Consider the following 19,922-nt stretch of genomic DNA (forward strand, 5'->3'; position numbering starts at 1 on the left):
GGGCCTCAGGTCTGGGCGTAGCCGCGGGCGAGGCGGCCGAGGGCGTTGAAGGCGAGGATGACGGCGAGCACCGCGACGAGGAACACCACCGACATCGCCGCGGCGAACGGCCAGTTCTGGAGCGCGATCGCCTGCTGGTAGATGTAGCCGGGCATGAACAGCATCTGCCCGCCGCCGATCAGCGACTGGGTGATGAAGCCCGAGATCGCCGCCGCGAAGGTCAGCACCGCGCCGGCGATCAGGCCCGGCAGCGACAGCGGCAGGGTCACCCGCCGGAAGGTGCGCCAGCGCCCGGCCCCGAGGGCCTCGGAGGCGTCCCACAGGCTCGGCTCGATCCGCGACAGGGCGGTCATCAGCGGCAGCACCATCAGGGGCATCTGGACCTGGGCCAGGGCTGCCACGAGTCCGCCCTCGGCGTAGAGCATCCGGACGGGCGCGTCGATGAGGCCGAGGCCCGACAGGGCCGAGTTCACCACCCCCTGCCGGCCCAGGATGACGATCCACGCGAAGGTGCGGATGACGACGCTAGTGAGGAGCGGCATCAGCACCGCCAGGATCACGACTCCGCGCACCCAGCCCCCGGCCCGCGTCGCCACCAGGGCCAGCGGGAAGCCGAGGACGAGGCAGACGGCGGTGACCTTCAGTCCGAGCCACAGGGTCGAACCGAGCACGCCCAGGCTGAAGCGGTCGCCCAGGAAGGCGGCGTATTGCGACAGGCCGAAACCCCCGTCCGCTCCCCGGAGCGACAGGGCGACGAGGGCGGCGAGCGGCGCGACGAAGAACGCCGCGAAGAACAGCGCGAGCGGGCTCGCGAGCCGCAGGTCGTAGCGGGTGACGTCGGGCAGGGGGGACATGGCGGGGCCTGCGGGGGTGGGGAAAAGATCCCTTCCCCTCTGCGGCACGGCTGTCCGGGGAAGGAAAAGGCGCGGGTTTCCCTCTCCCCGCGGGCGGGGAGAGGACTTCATCGACCTCGTCGTCGATGAAGTGAGCGGAGGCGAAAGCCGGAGCGAGGGTGAGGGGGTCTCGAAGAGTGAGGCTTCTCCGGAAACACCCCCTCACCCTCGCCCTTCGGGCTCGCCGTGCCTCCTGAACGGCGGCACGGCCCTCTCCCCGCCCGCGGGGAGAGGAGAGAGCCCGCGCCTCACCTTTCCCCGGACAGCCCTTCCCCTGCGGGGGAGGGCGGGGCGTGGCGCATCACCCTCCGGTCACAACTTGATCTCGCGGTTGAACCGCTCGATCCAGGCCGGGCGGCCGGCATTGATCGTCTTCCAGTCCTGGAACACGAACTTCTTCTGCAATTCCTCGGTGTCCTTCGCCAGCACCTTGGCGATCTCGCCGGTCATCTTGACCTTGGCGTTGGTCGGCACGATCAGGTAGGGCGCCTGCATCAGCCGGGTCTGGACAGGCTCGGAGATCGCCGCCTCGATCAGCTTGAACGCCAGCTCGCGGTTGGGCGAGTTCTTCACGATCTGGATCGCGGTCTTGAACGCGATCGCGCCCTCCTTGGGCGCCACGAACTCCACCGGCACGCCCTTGGCCTTGAGGATCTGGATCGCGTTGAAGTTGCCGGGCGAGATGTCGACCTGACCCTGCTGGAACAGGGTGGCGAGCGCCCCGGGATTGGCCGCCACCGCCGACAGGTTCGGCTTCAGGCTCTCCATCGCCTTGAAGGCCGGGTCGATGTTGCTCTCCGAGCCGCCGTGCATCTTGGCGACCTCGACCATGAAGCCGGTGCCGAGCGTCGAGTTCATGTTGGTGATGCCGACCCGGCCCTTGAACTCCGGCCGCCACAGGTCGGCCCACGAGGTCGGCGGGGTCTTCACCGTGTCGGGGTTGTAGGTCAGGCCGACGACCTGGAAGAACGCCGCCGGGCCGCTCGCCTCCTGGGCGGTCGGGATCAGGTCCTTGAACGAGGCGCTGCGCTCGACCGGGTAGGGCTCGACGAGGTCCTGGGCCAGCGCCACCAGGGCCGGGCCCGGATCGTGCAGCATCACGTCGATCGGCGGGTTGGCCCGCGCCGCCGAGACCTTCGCGATCTGGTCGACCGACAGCATCGGGTCGAGGACGATCGGAGCGTTGCCGGTCTCCTTGCGGTAGGCCGGCACCAGCACCGCCTTGTGCGCCTCCTCCCAGCTTCCGGTGAAGGTGGCGAAGACCAGCGGGCGGGCCTGGGCGAAGGACAGGCCGGGAAACAGCTCCATCGCGCCGAGCGACAGGGCGGTGGTGAGGAGGTGGCGGCGAGAGAGCATGGGGTGGATCCTCGGAACGGGACGATCAGGCGGCGGCCGGGAAGGCGCAGGCGAGGCCGGGGGCGGCGAGCACCCGCACCGGGGTGCCGGGGGCGCGCGGGGCGCCGCCGCCGAGGCGCGGCTCGGCGATCTTGATCGGGCTGCCGGCGCCGACCCGGACCTCGTGGACGATGGTCGGCCCGAGCGGCAGCGCCATCTCGACCACGCCGGCGATGCCGTCCTCGCCGGTTTCCGCCAGCCGCAGGTGCTCCGGGCGCAGGCAGGCGACGACGCGCCCGCCCGCCGCCACCGCCTGGGCCAGCGGCCGGGCGACGATCTCGGCCCCGGCGTCGAGGGCGATGCGCGCACCAGTCGCGTCGGCGCCGAGCAGCACCCCCGGCATGGTGTTGGCCGCGCCCACGAAGGTGTTGACGAACAGGCTGCCGGGCGCGTCGTAGACCGTGGTCGGCGGGGCGAACTGCTCCAGGCGCCCCTGCGACAGCACCGCGACCCGGTCGGACAGCGACAGGGCCTCCTCCTGGTCGTGGGTGACGAGCAGGGTGGTGACGCCCGCGACGCGCTGGAGTCGCTTGACCTCGATCTGCATGTCGAGGCGGAGGTTCTTGTCGAGGGCGGCGAAGGGCTCGTCGAGGAGCAGCACCGCCGGCCGGATCGCCAGCGCCCGGGCGAGCGCCACCCGCTGCTGCTGGCCGCCGGAGAGCTGGCGCGGCAGGCGGGCGGCGACGTGGCCGAGCTTGACGAGGTCGAGCAGGCGGCGCGCCTCGCTCCCCTGCTCGGCCCGCGAGGCGCCGCGGGCGGCGAGCCCGTAGGCGACGTTCTCGGCCACCGTCAGGTGCGGGAACAGGGCGTAGTTCTGGAACACGATGCCGACCGCGCGCCGGCTCGGCGGCAGGGCGTCGATGACTTGGTCGCCGACGATCACCCGCCCCTCGGTCTGGCGCAGGAAGCCGGCAACGATGCGCAGCAACGTGGTCTTGCCGCAGCCCGACGGCCCGAGCAGCGACACAAGCTCGCCGGCCCTGATGTCGAGGTTCACGTTCTCGACCGCGACGGCGCCGCCGTAGCGGTGCGTGATGCCGTCGAGGACGACCGAGCGGCCCTCCGCCGTCGTCGTCCGCGCTCCCGTGCTGCTCACCGGTTTCGTCCTCTGCGGCATCGATCTTGCGGCGGAGAGTTCGCAAATCGTATGCCATTCCGGGAAAAGCCCATGTTCACGTTGAGGTTGTGCCGCCGGCGCGGCGATGGGAACGGGAGCGTGCCGGCGGCGACGGCCCTTCGCCCAAGCAACAGGCAGACCTGCGACGCGGGGAGGCAGACGGCATGACGACGGAGCTGTGGCGGCTGAGCGCCATCGACCTCGGGGCGGCGTTCGCCCGCGGCGAGGCGACGCCGGTCGACGCCTTGGAGAGCGCGCTGGCCCGGGCCGCGGCGTGGGAGCCGCGGCTCAACGCGCTGTCGCGGCCCAATCCGCGGGCGCGGGCCGAAGCGGAGGCGAGCGCGGCGCGCTGGCGGGCGGGGACGCCGCTCTCGCCCCTCGACGGCGTGCCGATGACGGTCAAGGAGTTCCTGGTCGCCGAGGGGATGCCCGCGACCTACGCCACCCCCGGCGGCGACGAGACCCCGCGCCCGGCGGATGAGCTGCCGGTGGCGCGGCTGCGCGGCGCCGGTCTCGTGACGCTCGCCAAGACCACGATGCCGGAATTCGCGGTCCAGGGTTACACCGCCGGCACCCGGTTCGGCACCACCGGCAACCCGTGGAACCCGGCGCTCACCCCCGGCGGCTCGACCGGCGGCGGGGTCGCGGCGACGGCGGCCGGCTACGCGCCGATCGGCCTCGGCACCGATGGCGGCGGCTCGATCCGCCGCCCCGCCGCCCATGCCGGGCTGGTCGGGCTGAAAAGCTCCCTCGGGCTGGTGCCGCGCCACGGCGGCCTGCCCTCGCCGCTCCTCGATTTCGAGGTCGCCGGGGCGGTGACCCGCACCGTCGCCGACAGCCGGGCGGTGCTCGACCTCATGGCCGGTCCAGACCCGCGGGTGCTGTGGTCGGGCTTCCCCCGCGGGGCCGGGCGGCCGGAGCGGCCGCTGCGCGCGCGCTACGTCGAGCGCCTCGGCGACCATCCCGTCGATCCGGTCATCGCCGCGGCCTGCCGGCGCGCCCTCGGCGCCCTGGCGGGATGCGGGCTCGCCATCGAGGAGGGGCCGCTGCCGGTCGAGGTCGGCGCCCTCAACGCGGCGTGGCCGGAGATCGGCCGGATCGGCCTCGCCCACCTGTTCGCCGCCGACCCGGCCCTCGAGGCGGGAGCGAGCGAGCCGTACCGGGCGATGGCGGCGCAGGGCCGGGCAATCCCGGCGACGCGGCTGTGGCAGATCCTCGACTGGGTCCGGACGCTGCGCGACGCGGCCGCCGCCGCCTTCGCCGAGATCGACCTCGTGCTCACGCCGATCTGCGCCGCCCAGCCCTGGCCGGCGGGCGAGGAATACCCGCCGGTCATCGACGGGCAGGCGGTCGGGCCGCGCGGCCACGCGATCTATTCCGGCTGGGTCAACGCCGCCGGCCTGCCGGGCCTCAGCGTGCCGGTCGACCCCGCCCCGGACGGGATGCCGATCGGCCTCCACCTCGTCGCCGGCTACGGCCGCGACCGCCTGCTCCTCGACGTCGCGGCGGCGTTCGAGCGGGCACGACCCTGGGCCGATCGCTGGCCCGCCCTGAACGGAGACGCATCATGACGAACGGCGGCATCTCGGTCCACGCGGTCGACGTGGCGCGCGGGCGCCCGGCCCTCGGCCTCGCCGTGACCATCGACCGGCTCGAACCGCAGCGCCACCGGGTCGCCGAGGGGACGATCGGCCCGGACGGCACCCTCGATCACCCGCTCGCCCGCGGGGAGGGGGCGCAGGCCGGGCTCCACGAGGTCGTGTTCGCGCTCGGCGCCTACCATGCCGGGCTCGGGGCCGATCCGGGCTTCCTCGACGCGGTGCCGTTCCGGTTCCGGGTCGCGGACGCGGCCGAGCACGTCCACCTGCCGCTGAAGTTCACGCCCTACGGCTACGCCCTGTTCCGCGGCCTGTAGGAAGGACGCCCGCCCGTCCGCTGCGGCGCAGCAGAAATCGGACGGGCCCCTGCGTCCGAACCCGGTCCCCGCGAGTTACGCCCAAAGTCTGACGGAACCGGATGGCGTGACATGGCGAATCGCAACGTGGCGGACCTGCTGACCGAAACCCTGCAGCAGGTCGGGGTGCGGCGCATCTACGGGGTCGTGGGCGACAGCCTCAACGGCATCACCGAGGCGATCCGCTCCCGCGGGGTGGTCGAGTGGATCCATGTCCGGCACGAGGAGGTGGCGGCCTTCGCCGCCTCCGGCGAGGCGCAGGCGACCGGGGAACTCGCGGTCTGCGCCGGCTCGTGCGGACCGGGCAACCTCCACCTCATCAACGGCCTCTACGACGCCCAGCGCAGCCGGGTGCCGGTGCTCGCCATCGCGGCCCACATCCCGTCGCCGGAGATCGGCACCAACTACTTTCAGGAGACCCGCCCGACCGCTCTGTTCCGCGAGTGCGCGTGCTTCTGCGAGGAGATCTCGTCCGCCGAGCAACTGCCCTACGTGCTCGAGATCGCCCTGCGGGCGGCGATCGGCCAGCGCGGCGTCGCGGTGATCGTGATCCCGGGCGACGTGGCGTTGCGCGACGCGCCCAAGCGCGCCGTCGCACCCAATCCCGGGCTCGTCCCGCGCCCGCCCGTGACCGTGCCGGCCGGCCCCGACCTCGACGCGCTGGCCGACCTGCTGAACGGCGGCCGGAAGGTCACGCTGTTCTGCGGCCGCGGCTGCGCCGGGGCGCATGCGCAGGTGATGCGGCTCGCCGAGACCCTCAAGGCCCCGGTGGTCCATGCGCTGGGCGGCAAGGAACACGTCGAGCACGACAACCCCTACGACGTCGGCATGACCGGGCTGATCGGGTTCTCGTCGGGCTACGCCGCGATGGAGGCGTGCGACACCCTGCTGCTGCTCGGCACCGACTTTCCCTACCGCCAGTTCTACCCCGAGAAGGCCACGGTCGCGCAGGTCGACATCCGGCCCGAGAATCTCGGCCGGCGCTGCCGGCTCGACCTCGGCGTCGTCGGCGACGTGGCGGCGACCCTCGACGCGCTGCTGCCGAGGCTGACGCCGAAATCCGACGAGGCCCACCTGAAGGCGTGCCTCAAGCACTACGCCAAGGCGCGGGAGGGGCTCGACGACCTCGCCACCGGCACGCCCGGCCGCAAGCCGATCCATCCGCAATACCTGACGCGGCTCCTCAGCGAGGCGGCCGGGCCGGAGACCGCCTTCACGGCCGATGTCGGCACGCCGACGATCTGGGCCGCGCGCTACCTCGCGATGACGAAGGGCCGGCGCCTGATCGGCTCGTGGGCGCACGGCTCGATGGCCAACGCCCTGCCGCAGGCGATCGGCATCCAGGCGGCGCAGCCGGGCCGGCAGGTGGTCTCGCTGTCGGGCGACGGCGGCTTCACGATGCTGATGGGCGACCTGCTCACCCTGGTGCAGCAGGAACTGCCGGTGAAGGTGGTGGTCTACAACAACGGCACGCTGGGCTTCGTCGAGATGGAGATGAAGGCCGCCGGCTATCTCGATACCGGCGTGGCGCTCCGGAACCCCGACTTCGCCGCCATGGCCCGGGCCGCCGGCCTGCACGCGATCCGGGTCGAGGATCCGGGCGAGCTGGAGGGGGCGATCCGCGACGTGCTGGCCCATCCCGGCCCGGCGCTCCTCGACGTGGTGACCAACCGCCAGGAACTGGCGATGCCGCCGAAGATCGAGGCGGCGCAGATGAAGGGCTTCAGCCTCTACGTCCTGCGCGCGGTCATCAACGGGCGCGGCGACGAGATCCTCGACCTCGCCGCCAGCAACCTGCGCCGGTGAGGATCCGAGCCTGACGCGGTCCCGGGGTCGCACCGTCCCGGCTCCCGGGCAGGACGATCCGTCGTCCTGCCCGGCGCCGCGACCACCCCGCGCGGCGAAGCCGCCGCAGGGCCATCGCTTCAGCGATTGTCCTGCGGTCGCCTGCAGGGCGACGCTGCATGGCAGGCGCGGTGCGCTTTGCGCCCGAAGAGCGCCCCCGCGGAGCGGGTTCGAGGGGACGAATGTCCGCTCGAACACAGAGCGGAGCGAAAGCCAAAGTCACGGATGTGACTGCCGGCGCCTGAGGCCGAGCGGGAAACCAGGGCAATCGCTCCGAGGCGATTGCCCTGGAAGCCGCCGCCCCCGCCCTTGTCCGGACCCGGTCGATGCGGCAAAGCGGGTCGCCTCAACCGAGGGACGGGCGGACGCTCCGGCCCCAGTCCTCCGAGCCACGACATCCGAGCCGCCGCCATGCACGACATCCGGGCCATCCGCGACAACCCGGCCGCCTTCGACGCCGGCCTGGAGAGCCGCGGGCTGGAGCCACGCTCCGCCGCGCTGATCAATCTCGACGATGCCCGGAAATCCGCTGTCTCAGAAGCGCAGAACGCCAAGGAACGTCTCAACGCCCTGTCGAAGGAGATCGGCGCCGCCAAGAAAGCTAAGGACGAGGCACGGGCGCAGGCCCTGATGGCCGATGTCACTCGGCTCAAGGAGAACATACCCAGCCTTAATAATGAAGCTGAGATAATTGCGCAGGCCCTCCGCAATGAACTCGTCAGCATCCCCAACACCCCGAAGGAGGATGTTCCGGTCGGCGTGGACGAGCAGAGCAACGTCAAGATCCGCGCCTTCGAGGGCCGAGGCCGGGCCAAGTCCGGCCGTCAGCACTTCGAGATCGGCGAATCTCTCAGGATGATGGATTTCGAGACCGCGGCCAAGCTGTCGGGCTCGCGCTTCGTCGTGCTGAAGGGCCAGATGGCCCGGCTGGAGCGGGCGCTTGGACAGTTCATGCTCGACCTGCACACGGGCGAGCACGGCTATACTGAAGTGGCGCCGCCGCTGCTAGTGCGCGACGAGGCGATGTTCGGGACGGCGCAACTGCCAAAATTCGAAAATGATCAGTTTTTGGTGACAGGCGGCGAGTACCCGGAAACCGCAATCGAAGAATATTCTAATAATTTTGCAAAAATATTCCAGATAGAAGAAAAAAATAAGATTTCTGATGATGAGAAAGTGAGAAAAACAAAAGAAATAGCGCTGAGTTTTGCAAAGAAAATCATCGAAAATAAATTAGAAAATAGCACCAAGCGCTGGCTCATCCCCACCGCCGAGGTGCCGCTGACCAACCTCGTGCGCGAATCGATCCTGTCCGAGGACGAGCTGCCCCTGCGGTTCACCGCGCTGACCCCGTGCTTCCGGGCCGAGGCCGGCGCGGCGGGGCGCGACACCCGCGGCATGCTGCGCCAGCACCAGTTCTCCAAGGTCGAACTCGTGTCGATCACCGCCCCCGAGCACTCGGCCGCCGAGCACGAGCGCATGCTGGAGGCCGCCGAGACGGTGCTGAAGCGCCTCGACATCCCCTACCGGGTGATGACGCTGTGCACGGGCGACATGGGGTTCGCCTCGCAGAAGACCTACGACATCGAGGCGTGGCTGCCCGGTCAGGCGACCTACCGCGAGATCTCGTCGTGCTCGGTCTGCGGCGACTTCCAGGCCCGGCGCATGGAGGCCCGCTTCCGCCGCCGCGACGGCAAGGGCGTGGCCCCCGTCCACACCCTCAACGGCTCGGGCGTCGCGGTCGGGCGCGCCCTGATCGCGGTGATCGAGAACTACCAGAATCCCGACGGCAGCGTCACGGTGCCGTCCTGTCTCGCGCCCTATATGGGCGGCCTCACCCGAATCGAAGCCCCGAGGACCTGATGCGCATTCTCGTCACCAACGACGACGGCATCCACGCGCCGGGCCTGAAGGTCCTGGAGGAGATCGCCCGCGAACTCTCGGACGACGTCTGGATCGTCGCGCCGGAGACCGACCAGAGCGGCGTCTCGCACTCGCTGTCGCTCAACGACCCGCTGCGCCTGCGCAAGGTCGCCGAGCAGCACTACGCCGTGAAGGGCACGCCGTCCGACTGCGTCATCATGGGCATCCGCCACATCCTCAAGGAGTCCCCGCCCGACCTCGTCCTGTCGGGGGTCAACCGCGGCCAGAACGTCGCCGAGGACGTGACCTATTCCGGCACGGTCGCGGGGGCGATGGAGGGTACGATCCTCGGGGTGCGCTCCATCGCCCTGAGCCAGGCCTACGGCGCCGCCGGGCGCACCTCCCTGAAGTGGCAGACCGCGCGGGCGCACGGGCCGGCGACGGTGCGGCGCATCCTGGAGGCCGGCATCGAGCCCGGCATCCTCGTCAACGTCAACTTCCCCGATTGCGAGCCCGAGGCGGTGCAGGGGATCGCGGTGGCGACCCAGGGCGTGCGCAACCAGGCGCTGCTCGCCATCGACGAGCGGATGGACGGGCGCGGCAACCCGTATTTCTGGCTCGCCTTCGCCAAGGCGCGGTTCGAGCCGGGCCAGGGCACCGACCTCAAGGCGATCGCCGAGAACCGGATCAGCGTCACGCCGCTGCGCCTCGACCTCACCGACGAGCCGACCCTGACCCGCTTCGCCCAGGCGCTCGGCTGACCCCGTCTCTCCGGCCCCGGGATCCCTGCCGCATGCGCTCACCTGCGCCCCCCGCCATCGATCCCGCTGCCGGCGACGACCCGGACGCGGTCGAGGCCGCGTCGTTCGTCCTCGCGCTGCGCGCCCGCGGCGTGCGCGACCCGGCGGTCCTCGGCGCCCTGGAGCGGGTGCCGCGGGAGGCGTTCGTGCTCCCCGAGCACCGTGCGCTGGCACGCCGCGACCTCGCCCTGCCGTTGCCCTGCGGCCAGACCATGACCGCGCCCAGCACCGTCGCGGCGATGCTGACCGCCCTGCTGCCGCTCGCCGGCGCCCGCATCCTCGAGGTCGGGACCGGCTCGGGCTACGTCACCGCCCTGCTGGTGCGCCTCGGCGGGGCGGAGATCGTGAGCCTCGAGCGCTACGCCACCCTGTCGGAGGACGCCCGCGACCGCCTCGACGCCGCCGACCTCCTCGGCAGCACCGTGACGCTGGCGGTGGCCGACGGCTGCGCCCCGGCGCAGGACCCGGCGCCCTACGACCGCATCCTGGTCAACGGCGCCCTGCTCTCCCTGCCCCAGGCCCTGCTGGCGCGGCTGGCGCCCGGCGGACGCCTCGTCGGCGCCCTGATGGGCGAGGGCGGCACCCGGCTCATCGTCGTCGAGCGCGACGCCGAGGGCCGCTTCCACCGCCGCCTGGAGGGCCGCCTACCGCTCGGCCGGCTCACCCCGGGCCGCGCCGCGGCGCTCTGAACCTCCGCTCGTCCTTCACCGGACCGGCCGACCCGCAACGGAAGCTTAACCTGAATCGGATTTGAATCCGTCTCATCGGGTTGCGTGGATGTGTGGGTAAGTCGATGCGGGATCGCAGGGCAGGCATGGGGATGCGGACGCTGTCTCGCTTCGCTCTCATCGGGCTGATCGGTGGCGCGTCCGCCGCCTGCAGCACCGATACGATGCGGTTCAGCGACCCGTTCTCGAATCCGTTTTCGAGCAGCGCGGAGCCGGGCGCGACCGGCAGCCTGCCGCAGGGCGACGAGGTGGCGGCGCCGCCGATCCGCTCGGCGCCGATCCAGTCGCGCCCGCTGGCGGCGCCCGCGGCGCCGATGTCCCCGCCGGCGGCGCAGACCGCCCGGCTCGGCCCCGCCGCGCCGGTGACCAGCGGCCACGGCGGCTGGAGCGCCCAGGGCGGCACCACGATCACCGTCGCCCAGGGCGACAGCCTGACCCAGATGTCGACCCGCTTCGGCGTGCCGGCGGCGGCGATCCTGTCCGCCAACGGGCTGTCGAACGCCTCGCAGATCGCCCCCGGCCGCCAGATCGTGATCCCGGTCTACAGCGCCTCGGGCTCCGCGCCGGCGATGACCACCCGGGTCACCCCGCCGGCCGCGCCGCGGGCCCAGGCCGCGCCCGAGCCGCGCGCCCCCGAGCCCAAGCACGTCTCGGAGCCCAAGCACGCCTCGGAGCCCAAGCGGGTCGCCGAGGCGCCGGCCCCCGAGCGCCCGGCGCGCGTCCGCCCCGGCCAGCCGGCGCCCAAGCCGGTGACCCCGGCCGCGGCCGAGCGCGCCGCCAAGCTGAACACCCGCGCGCCCGAGCCGGCGCCGGTCGCCAGGGCCGAAGCGAAGCCCGAGCCGAAGAAGCTCGCCGAAGCCAAGCCCGAGCCGAAGAAGCCGGCCGAGAAGGCCGCGGCCAAGCCCGAACCGAAGCCCGAGCCGAAGAAGGTGGCGGAGGCCAAGCCGGAGCCGAAGAAGCCGGCCGAGCCGAAGAAGGTCGCCGAGGTCAAGCCGGAGCCCAGGAAGCCGGCCGAGAAGGTCGCCGAGGCGAAGACCGAACCGGCCAAGCCGGCGAAGGTCGAGGCCGCCAAGGCGGAGGCCAAGCCGGTCAAGGTCGCCACCGCCGGCGACGCCCCGGTCGCGGCGCCGACCCCGGCGATCTCGCCCGCCGCCCCGCCGCCGGAGCCCGACTCGTCGTTCCGCTGGCCGGCTCGCGGCCGGGTGATCTCCGGCTACGGCTCCAGCGGCAACGAGGGCATCAACATCGCGGTGCCCGAGGGCACCCCGGTCAAGGCCGCCGAGGAGGGCACCGTCGCCTATGCGGGCAGCGACGTGAAGGGCTACGGCAAGCTGGTCCTGGTGCGCCACACCAACGGCTACGTCTCGGCCTACGCCCATAACGGCGAACTCGACGTGCGCCCCGGCGAGAAGGTGAAGCGCGGTCAGGTGATCGCGAAGTCCGGTGCCTCGGGCAACGTCACCTCGCCGCAGCTCCACTTCGAGATCCGCAAGGGCGCGACCCCGGTCGACCCGATGCCGCACCTCGCCAGCAACTGATCGCCCGGTGCACCGATCCGACGAAACCCTCCGCCCCCGACCGGGGCGGGGGGTTTCGCATGTCATACGATTTTCGATCGATCGCTTCGCGATGCGAAAATCGGCTTCGCTCAGGCGCCGCGCGGGCTCGCGATACGGTTTTCGGAACTGATCGTCCGAAAACCGTATCATACGGATTTCGGACGATCAGTTCCGAGATCCGTATCACCAGCCCGCCGCGTCACCAGCGCCACGAACGCCGCCACCGTCGCCGGGCTGTCGCCGTCCTGGCTGAGCAGGCTCATCGCCGCCACCGGGCCGTCGCCGTCGATCGGCCGGTAGGTCACCCCGAGCGTGCGGATGTGGCTCATCGAGGCCGGGACGATCGAGATGCCGATCCCGGCGGCGATGAGGTTCACCGTCGAGGCCATCTGCGGCGCCTCCTGGCCGATCCGCGGGCTGAACCCGGCCGCCCGGCACGCCTGCATGATCGCGTCGAACAGCCCGCGGCCGTTGCGGCGCGGGTAGAGGATGAAGGTCTCGCCGGCGAGCGCGGCGAGGGGCACCGCCTCCAGCGCCGCCAGCCGGTGCCCATGGGGCAGCGCCACCATCATCGGCTCGGCCGGCAGGTCGTGCCCGGCGAGGTCCCCGGCCTCGCCGTCGGCCGGGCGCAGGAACGCCGCGTCGAGGCGGCGGGTGCGGAACAGCGCCAGCAGGTTGGCGGTGTTCTCCTCGGTCAGCACCACCTCGACGTCGGGGAACGCCGCCCGGTAGTCGCGGATCGACCCGATCACGAACGGGTTGAACGAGGCCGAGGCGGTGAAGCCGATGCGGATCGTGCCGGTCTCGCCCCGGGCCGCCCGGCGGGCGCCGGCGAGCGCCGCCTCGGTCAGGCGCAGGATCTCGCGGGCGTCGCCGGCGAGCTGGCGGCCGGCCTCGGTCAGGGCGACGCCGCGGCCGGAGCGGTGGAACAGCGGCGCCCCGACCTCGCGCTCCAGTTGCTGGATCTGCTGGCTCAGCGGCGGCTGCGCCATGCCGAGCCGGGCCGCGGCGCGGGTGAAGTGCAGCTCCTCGGCGACCGCCAGGAAGTAGCGCAGATGCCTCAGTTCCATATCCACAACGTCTCGCACGTGACCGCAGTATATATTGGACACCGAGGGATCGCGACAGCATGATCCTGCCCGCCGGAGAGCCGCCACAGGGCGGATCCGGCGCGGTCAGGCCCCCGACGCCGTTTTCAGAGGGGCCGGCCGACCAACGGGAGGGATCGCATGGCTGTGACGGGTCGTGGCGCGGGCACGGTATCGGCGGGCGTGAGCCGCCGCGAGGCCCTGGTCGGTGCCGGCGCGATGGGCGGGCTGCTGCTCGCCGGGCGCAGCGCGCAGGCGCAGGGGGCCAAGTCCCCGGAGAAGCCGCAGGAGATCAAGGTCGGCATCGCCACCTACCTGTCGGGTCCCGCCAGCGTGTTCGGCGTGCCCGGCCGTCAGGCGGCCGAGATGCTGTTCGACGAGATCAACGCCGCCGGTGGCATCGCCGGGATCAAGGTGCGGCCGATCTTCGTCGACGAGGGGCCGGGCGTCGACCACGTCGTCGGCGAGTACCGCCGCCTCGTCCAGAGCGAGGGCGTCCACCTCGTCTTCGCGGCGATTTCCTCCGCCGACTGCATCGCCTGCGCGCCGCTCGCCGACGAGCTGAAGCGCCCGACGCTGCTGTGGGATTGCGGCACCCAGCGCATCTTCGAGGACAGGCGCTACGACTTCGCGTTCCGCACCCAGGCCAACGCGACACCGGAGATTCTCTCCGCGCTGCTCTACCTCCTGAAGGTCAAGCCCGACTTCAAGTCGCTCGCGGTCATCAACCAGGACTACGCCTGGGGCCGTGATTCCTGGGACATCTTCCGCACCGGCATGAACGCCTTGAAGCCCGGCGTGAAGGTCGCGGCCGAGCTGTTCCCGCGCTTCGGCGCCACCGACTTCTCGACCGAGATCACCCGCGTGCTGGCGCTCCGTCCCGACGTGGTGCTGACGACCTCCTGGGGCGGCGACCTCGACGCGCTGATCCGGCAGGCCTCCGACCGCAAGCTGTTCGAGCGCGCGACCTTCGTGATGCCGCTCGCCGAATCCTCGCTCCAGCGCGTCGGCAAGGCGCTGCCGGCCGGCCACATCGTCGGGGCGCGCGGCGACCACTGGTTCCTGCACCCGACCCCGCAGGACCCCGCGCGCCTCAAGAAATTCAGCGACGGCTATCGCAGCCGCTTCGGCTCCTACCCGATCTATCCCTGCTTCCACATGGCCCAGGCGGTCTCGGCGATGAAGGCCGGCATCGAGAAGGCGGTGGCCGCCAAGGGAGGCGGCTGGCCGACCGACGCCGAGATGGCGGCGGCGTTCAAGGGCCTCGAATTCCCCTCGCCGACCTCCAGCGTCCGCATCCGCGAGGACGGGCAGGGACTCGAGAACCAGATCATCGGCACGACGCTGCACGCCGACGCCTACCCGTTCCCGGTGCTGACCGACATGCTGGTCTTCCCCGCCGAGAGCGTGACCACCCCGGTCGGGCAGAAGAGCGCCGACTGGCTCAAGACCCTCACGCCGGACATGGTGGCCAAGCTGCCCCAGACCGTCGCGTACAAGCCGGCGTAACGCGATCATGTCCTGGCTGTCGGAGAACGGGATCCTCGTCGGCCTCGCGCTGCTCGACGGCCTGTCCTATGCCGGGGCGGTGTTCATGGTCGCGGTCGGGCTGAACCTCGTGTTCGGCGTGCTGCGGGTCCTGAACGTCGCCCATGGCAGCCTCTACGCCATCGGCGGCTACGCCGCGGCGTCGCTCGGGCTGTTCGCCGTGTCGCTCGGCGCGCCGCCCTGGCTCGGCCTGCCGATCCTGCTCGTCGCCGCGATCCTGGTCGGGATCGTGCTCGGCCCGCTGATCGAGCGGTTCCTCCTGCGCCGGATGCAGGACAGCGAGCCGGTGCTGCAACTGCTCGTCACCTTCGCGCTGTTCATGATCCTGGAGGATCTCCAGAAGCTGATCTGGGGCGTGCAGCCGCTGGTCTTCGACGCGCCGCTGAAGTGGCTCGGCACCGTCGACGTGCCGTTCGGCGGCGACGTGATCCCGTTCACCGCCTACCAGCTCTACGTCCTGCCCGGCGTCGCCGTGCTGACGCTCGCCGGCCTCGCCTTCGTCCTGCGCCGCACGCTCATCGGCCGGATGGTGGTGGCGGTGACGGTCGACCGCGAGGCCGCCCGGGCCATGGGCATCGACGCCGCCAGGGTGACGCTGCTCACCTTCACCGCCGGCGCGGCGCTGGCGGCGCTCGGCGGCGCGCTCGCGGCACCCACCGTGTCGCTGGTGCCCGGCGTCGGCGCCTCGACGGTGGTGTTGTCCTTCGCGGTCGTGGCGACGGCCGGCCTCGGGCAGATCGAGGGCGCGGCGGTGGCCGCCCTGCTGATCGGCCTCGGCCGCTCCTTCGCGGTCTACGTCGCGCCGGAATTCGAGGTGGTGGTGCCCTACGCGATCATGGTCGCGGTGCTGCTGGTGCGCCCGCAGGGGCTGTTCGGGGTGGCGGAGACCCGCAGGATATGAGCGCCCGTTCGACGCTGCCTCACGGCCATTGCTGGCGGGCTCCCCCTTTCCCGGACGACTGGAGCGTCAGCGGAAGGAGATCCGGGATCCAGCACAAGGAGTCGCGAAGCGTCCGTCCTCAGCGACGGTGCCGACACACCGAGCCGCTTCGCGGCGCTTCCTGTGCTGGATCCCGGGTCGCATTCCGCTGGCGCTGCATGCGCCCGGGAAAGGGGCGGGAATCCTTACGCCGGCGCGTCGCGGGCGTTCTGACCCAGCCGGCGGCAACGCCCCGACACCCCGGTCGCGAGTGCGGCGGACCGCCCTTGCTCCGCCATCATCGAGGGCACCACCCATGAACAGGACCCTCGAACTCGTCCTCGCGCTGGCCGGCGCCGCGCTCATCGTCGCGCTCGCCTACGCGGTGCCGTGGCTGCGCTTCGTGCTCACCATCGCGCTCGCCAAGGGGCTGGCGGTGCTCGGCATCCTGCTGCTGCTGCGCGCCGGTCAGGTCAGCTTCGGCCACGCGCTCTACCTCGCGCTCGCCGCCTACCTCGTCGCCTTCGGGGCGGCCCTGGTGCCGGAGGCGCTGCTGCTGCTGCCGGCGGCGGCGTTGCTCGCGGGAACCGTCGGCCTCGCGGTCGGCCTGTTCGTGGTGCGCTACCGCGAGATTTTTTTTGGAATGCTCAACCTCGCCTTGAGCATGGTGTTCTACTCGGTGCTCGAAAAGTTCTACTCGCTGACCCACGGCACCGACGGGATCCGGCTGCCGCCGGTGCGTTTCGCCGGGCAGGCGCTGGAGGGCGACGCGGCGCAGTGGGCGGTGCTGGCGCTCGCCCTGGTGCTCGCGCTGGCGTTCGGCGCCCTGGTGCGGGTGGCGCTCGCCTCGCCGCTCGGGGAGGCGCTGGCCGGGATCAAGACCCGCGAGACCCGGCTCGAATTCATGGGCGTGTCGGCCAAGCGCGTGCTGCTCTCGGCCTACGTCGCCTCGGCGGTGATGGCCGGCTGCGGCGGCGCGATCATCGCGCTCACCACCCGCCACGTCACCCCGGCGCTCGCCTACTGGACCACCTCGGGCGAACTCGTGTTCATCGCGATCCTCGGCGGGGCCGGCAGCGTGGTCGGGCCGTTCCTCGGCGCGGCGGCCTACGAGCTGACCCGGGTCTACGCCGCGGCGCTCGTCGCCAATGCCTGGCAGCTCGTGCTCGGTCTCGTGCTCCTCGGCGTCATCGTGTTCGCCCCCGGCGGCCTCTGGGGCCTGATCCGCGGCGCCACCCAGAGGAAGACCGCATGAGCGTGCTGCTCTCGGCCCGCGGCCTCAAGATCGCGTTCGGCGGCCTGAAGGCCGCCGACGGCATCGACCTCGACGTCGAGGAGGGCGAGTTCCTCGCCATCATCGGCCCGAACGGCGCCGGCAAGACCACCTTCATCAACATGACGACCGGCTACCTCAAGCCGCAGGCCGGCGAGATCACCTTCGCGGGCCGGCCGATCCTTGGCCTGTCGCCGCGGCGGATCGTCGGCCTCGGCATCGCCCGCTCGTTCCAGTTGCCGCAGCTCTTCACCGAGCACAGCGTCGAGCAGAACGTCGCGCTGGCGGTGGCGAGCCGCGAGGGCGTGTGGTCGCCGCTGGCGCCGCTGCTGCGCCCGCGCTACCGCGACGAGGCCCGCGACCTCATCGCCCGGTTCGGCCTCTCGGCCATCGCCGAGACCCGGGCCGACGCCCTCAACGAGGGTGCGCGCAAGCTCGCCGACATCGCCATGGCGGTGGCGTTGCGCCCGCGCCTGCTGCTGATGGACGAGCCGACCAGCGGCGTCGCCGCCGCCGGCAAGATGGCGGTGGTCGAGACCCTGGCCCGGGTGCTGCGCGACGCCAGGGTGACGGCGGTGTTCGTCGAGCACGACATGGAGGTCGTCGGCCGCTTCGCCGACCGGGTCGCGGTCTGGGGCCAGGGCAAGATCGCCGCGCTGGGCACGCCCGAGGTGGTGCTCAACGACCCCGAGGTGCAGCGCACGGTGATCGGCACCGTGCCGGCGGGAGGCGTCCATGCTGCGGCTTGACGGGGCGGCGGTCGAGATCGCCGGCGCGCCGGTGCTGCGCGGCGTCACCATGGCGGTGCCGCCGGGCGGGCGCGTGGCGCTGATCGGCCGCAACGGCGCCGGCAAGACCACGACCCTGCGCGCGCTGATGGGCCTGCTGCCCCTGCGCGCCGGCACCGTGACCCTCGACGGCAAGACCGCCGGCGACGTGCCGGCGCATCACCGCGCCCGGCTCGGCATCGGCTACGCGCCCGAGGAGCGCAAGCTGTTCGGCAGCTTCACGGTGCGCGACAACCTGCTGCTGCCGGCCCAGGTGCTCGGCCTCAAGAGCCAGGAGACCGCCCGCCGACTGGAGGCGGTCTACACCCTGCTGCCCGAATTGCGCGATTTCGGCCCGCGCAAGGCCGCCGGCCTGTCGGGCGGCCAGGGCAAGATGGTGGCGCTCGGCCGCGCCCTGATGGTCGGGACCCGGGCGGTGCTCCTCGACGAGCCGTTCCAGGGCCTCGCCCCGGCCCTGGCGCTGCGCTACGCCGAGGCCCTCGCGCGCCTGCGCGCCGCGCTGCCCGACGTCGCCATCCTCATTACCGAGAGCAGTCCCGACCTGCTTCGCGCGCTGGTCGACCAGACCTACGTGATCGAGCGCGGCGAGATTTCCCCGGCCTGACCGGCACACCACGCACCCCCACCACGAGGAAACGCAGCGATGACCGCACACCAGAACTTCATCGGCGGCCAGTGGACCGCCACCCCGGAGAGCATCCCGGTCCTCAACCCCTCCGACGGCCAGGAGATGGCCCGCATCGCCCGCGGCGGCGCCAAGGACATCGACGCCGCGGTGGCGGCCGGCGAGGCGGCGCTGGCCGGCGCCTGGGGCCGCACCGACGCCGCCTCCCGCGGCCGGCTGATGCTGAAGCTCGCCGAGCTGATCCGTCGCGACGCCGAGCTCCTGGCCAGGATGGAGAGCGAGGACGTCGGCAAGCCGCTGACGCTGGCGCGCAGCGACGCGGCGGTCTGCGCCCGCTACTTCGAGTATTACGGCGGCGCCGCCGACAAGGTCCACGGCGACACCATCCCGTTCCAGAACGGCTTCACCGTCATGACCGTCTACGAGCCGCACGGCGTCGTCGGCGTGATCGTGCCGTGGAACTATCCGCTCCAGATGACCGGCCGCTCGGTCGCCCCGGCGCTCGCCATGGGCAACGCGGTGGTGCTCAAGCCCGCCGAGGACACCTCGCTCACCGCCCTCCACCTCGCCAAGCTCGCCGAGGAGGCCGGCTTCCCGGCCGGCAGCCTCAACGTGGTGACCGGGCTCGGCGAGGAGGCCGGCGCGGCGCTCGCCTCGCATCCGGGCATCCACCACGTCAGCTTCACCGGCTCGCCGGAGGTCGGCACGCTGATCCAGGCGGCGGCGGCGAAGAACACGATTCCCGTCACCCTCGAACTCGGCGGCAAGTCGCCCCAGGTGGTGTTCGCCGACGCCGACCTCGACGACGCCGCCGCGACCATCGTCAAGGCGATCACCCAGAATGCCGGCCAGACCTGCTCGGCCGGCTCGCGGGTGCTGGTCGAGGACAGCATCTACGACAGCTTCACCGCCGACCTCGCCCGGCGCTTCGCGGCGCTGAAGGTCGGCTCGGGCGAGCAGGACCTCGACCTCGGCCCGGTGGTGAACGCCAACCAGAAGCGGCGGATCGAGGGCTACCTGGAACTCGCCCGCCAGCAGAACGGCCCGCGCATCCTCGCCCAGGGCGAACTCGGCAGCAACGTGCCGGAGGCCGGCTACTACGTCCGTCCGACCCTCATCGGCGACGTCGACCCCGACCACCGCCTCGCCCAGGAGGAGATCTTCGGGCCGGTGCTGGTGGCGATCCGCATGCGCGACGAGGCCGAGGCGCTCGCCATCGCCAACGGCACCCAGTACGGGCTCGTCGCCGGCGTCTGGACGCGCGACATCGGCAAGGCGCTGCGGCTCGCCCAGGGCATCAGGACCGGTCAGGTCTTCATCAACAATTACGGCGCCGGCGGCGGCGTCGAGCTGCCCTTCGGCGGCATGAAGCGCTCCGGCCACGGCCGCGAGAAGGGGTTCGAGGCGCTCTACGGCTTCGCCGCGCTGAAGACCATCGCGATCAAGCACGGGTAAGGACGGCGCAACGCCGACCCTCCCCCCTTTGCGGGGGAGGGTGGCGAGCGGAGCGAGCCGGGAGAGGGGACG

Annotated in this window: 17 protein-coding genes; 13 read left to right on the forward strand and 4 right to left on the reverse strand. The window is 72.0% G+C overall.

Going from position 1 to position 19,922, the window contains the following annotated elements; genetic code table 11:
* Positions 1-5: 5 nt before the first annotated feature.
* The 3 genes from EOE48_RS21875 to EOE48_RS21890 all read right to left on the reverse strand — a co-directional run bounded on the left by EOE48_RS21875 (position 6) and on the right by EOE48_RS21890 (position 3,384).
* Positions 6-854 (reverse strand): ABC transporter permease, encoded by an 849-nt coding sequence (locus tag EOE48_RS21875; RefSeq protein WP_127733011.1) that lies wholly within the window; start codon positions 852-854, stop codon positions 6-8.
* Positions 855-1,205: 351 nt separating this feature from the next.
* On the reverse strand, positions 1,206-2,249 hold the full coding sequence (locus EOE48_RS21885) for an ABC transporter substrate-binding protein (RefSeq protein WP_127733012.1): 1,044 nt from the start codon (positions 2,247-2,249) through the stop codon (positions 1,206-1,208).
* 25 nt (positions 2,250-2,274) lie between these two features.
* Positions 2,275-3,384 (reverse strand): ABC transporter ATP-binding protein, encoded by a 1,110-nt coding sequence (locus EOE48_RS21890; protein ID WP_246154696.1) that lies wholly within the window; start codon positions 3,382-3,384, stop codon positions 2,275-2,277.
* Between the two features lie 185 nt (positions 3,385-3,569).
* On the opposite strand from EOE48_RS21890, the gene EOE48_RS21895 reads away from it, so the two are divergent.
* From EOE48_RS21895 to EOE48_RS21930, 7 genes are all read left to right on the forward strand, one after another.
* A complete protein-coding gene (locus EOE48_RS21895) occupies positions 3,570-4,976 on the forward strand; it encodes an amidase (RefSeq protein ID WP_127733014.1) in 1,407 nt (468 codons plus the stop codon).
* Positions 4,973-5,320: a hydroxyisourate hydrolase gene (locus EOE48_RS21900; RefSeq protein WP_127733015.1), complete on the forward strand. Its 348-nt coding sequence runs from the start codon at positions 4,973-4,975 to the stop codon at positions 5,318-5,320. The genes EOE48_RS21895 and EOE48_RS21900 overlap by 4 nt, the downstream gene beginning before the upstream one ends.
* A 111-nt stretch (positions 5,321-5,431) precedes the next feature.
* The gene (gene poxB / locus EOE48_RS21905) at positions 5,432-7,165 is read left to right on the forward strand and encodes a ubiquinone-dependent pyruvate dehydrogenase (protein WP_127733016.1); all 1,734 of its coding nucleotides are present in this window, start codon (positions 5,432-5,434) and stop codon (positions 7,163-7,165) included.
* Positions 7,166-7,615: 450 nt separating this feature from the next.
* A complete protein-coding gene (gene serS / locus EOE48_RS21915) occupies positions 7,616-9,067 on the forward strand; it encodes a serine--tRNA ligase (RefSeq protein WP_127733018.1) in 1,452 nt (483 codons plus the stop codon).
* Positions 9,067-9,828 (forward strand): 5'/3'-nucleotidase SurE, encoded by a 762-nt coding sequence (gene surE / locus EOE48_RS21920; protein ID WP_127733019.1) that lies wholly within the window; start codon positions 9,067-9,069, stop codon positions 9,826-9,828. The genes serS and surE overlap by 1 nt, the downstream gene beginning before the upstream one ends.
* A 32-nt stretch (positions 9,829-9,860) precedes the next feature.
* Positions 9,861-10,556, forward strand: a complete 696-nt coding sequence (locus EOE48_RS21925; protein ID WP_127733020.1) for a protein-L-isoaspartate O-methyltransferase family protein — start codon at positions 9,861-9,863, stop codon at positions 10,554-10,556.
* A 131-nt stretch (positions 10,557-10,687) separates the two neighbouring features.
* Positions 10,688-12,133: a peptidoglycan DD-metalloendopeptidase family protein gene (locus EOE48_RS21930; protein ID WP_246154698.1), complete on the forward strand. Its 1,446-nt coding sequence runs from the start codon at positions 10,688-10,690 to the stop codon at positions 12,131-12,133.
* Positions 12,134-12,300: 167 nt separating this feature from the next.
* Here the strand turns inward: EOE48_RS21930 and EOE48_RS21935 are convergent, their stop codons facing one another.
* Positions 12,301-13,224, reverse strand: coding sequence for a LysR family transcriptional regulator (locus EOE48_RS21935; protein WP_127733022.1), 924 nt, complete (start codon positions 13,222-13,224; stop codon positions 12,301-12,303).
* A gap of 159 nt (positions 13,225-13,383) precedes the next feature.
* On the opposite strand from EOE48_RS21935, the gene EOE48_RS21940 reads away from it, so the two are divergent.
* The 6 genes from EOE48_RS21940 to EOE48_RS21965 all read left to right on the forward strand — a co-directional run bounded on the left by EOE48_RS21940 (position 13,384) and on the right by EOE48_RS21965 (position 19,850).
* Positions 13,384-14,751, forward strand: coding sequence for an ABC transporter substrate-binding protein (locus EOE48_RS21940; RefSeq protein ID WP_127733023.1), 1,368 nt, complete (start codon positions 13,384-13,386; stop codon positions 14,749-14,751).
* A 7-nt stretch (positions 14,752-14,758) separates the two neighbouring features.
* Positions 14,759-15,691: a branched-chain amino acid ABC transporter permease gene (locus EOE48_RS21945; RefSeq protein ID WP_127733024.1), complete on the forward strand. Its 933-nt coding sequence runs from the start codon at positions 14,759-14,761 to the stop codon at positions 15,689-15,691.
* A 334-nt stretch (positions 15,692-16,025) separates the two neighbouring features.
* The gene (locus EOE48_RS21950) at positions 16,026-16,964 is read left to right on the forward strand and encodes a branched-chain amino acid ABC transporter permease (protein ID WP_127733025.1); all 939 of its coding nucleotides are present in this window, start codon (positions 16,026-16,028) and stop codon (positions 16,962-16,964) included.
* Positions 16,961-17,731, forward strand: coding sequence for an ABC transporter ATP-binding protein (locus tag EOE48_RS21955; protein ID WP_127733026.1), 771 nt, complete (start codon positions 16,961-16,963; stop codon positions 17,729-17,731). The genes EOE48_RS21950 and EOE48_RS21955 overlap by 4 nt, the downstream gene beginning before the upstream one ends.
* Positions 17,718-18,374, forward strand: a complete 657-nt coding sequence (locus tag EOE48_RS21960; protein ID WP_127733027.1) for an ABC transporter ATP-binding protein — start codon at positions 17,718-17,720, stop codon at positions 18,372-18,374. Before EOE48_RS21955 ends, EOE48_RS21960 begins: the two co-directional genes overlap by 14 nt.
* A gap of 39 nt (positions 18,375-18,413) precedes the next feature.
* Positions 18,414-19,850, forward strand: coding sequence for an aldehyde dehydrogenase family protein (locus EOE48_RS21965; protein WP_127733028.1), 1,437 nt, complete (start codon positions 18,414-18,416; stop codon positions 19,848-19,850).
* Positions 19,851-19,922 lie beyond the last annotated feature (72 nt).

This window comes from Methylobacterium oryzihabitans, from assembly GCF_004004555.2.
Classification (GTDB): Bacteria; Pseudomonadota; Alphaproteobacteria; order Rhizobiales; family Beijerinckiaceae; genus Methylobacterium; species Methylobacterium oryzihabitans.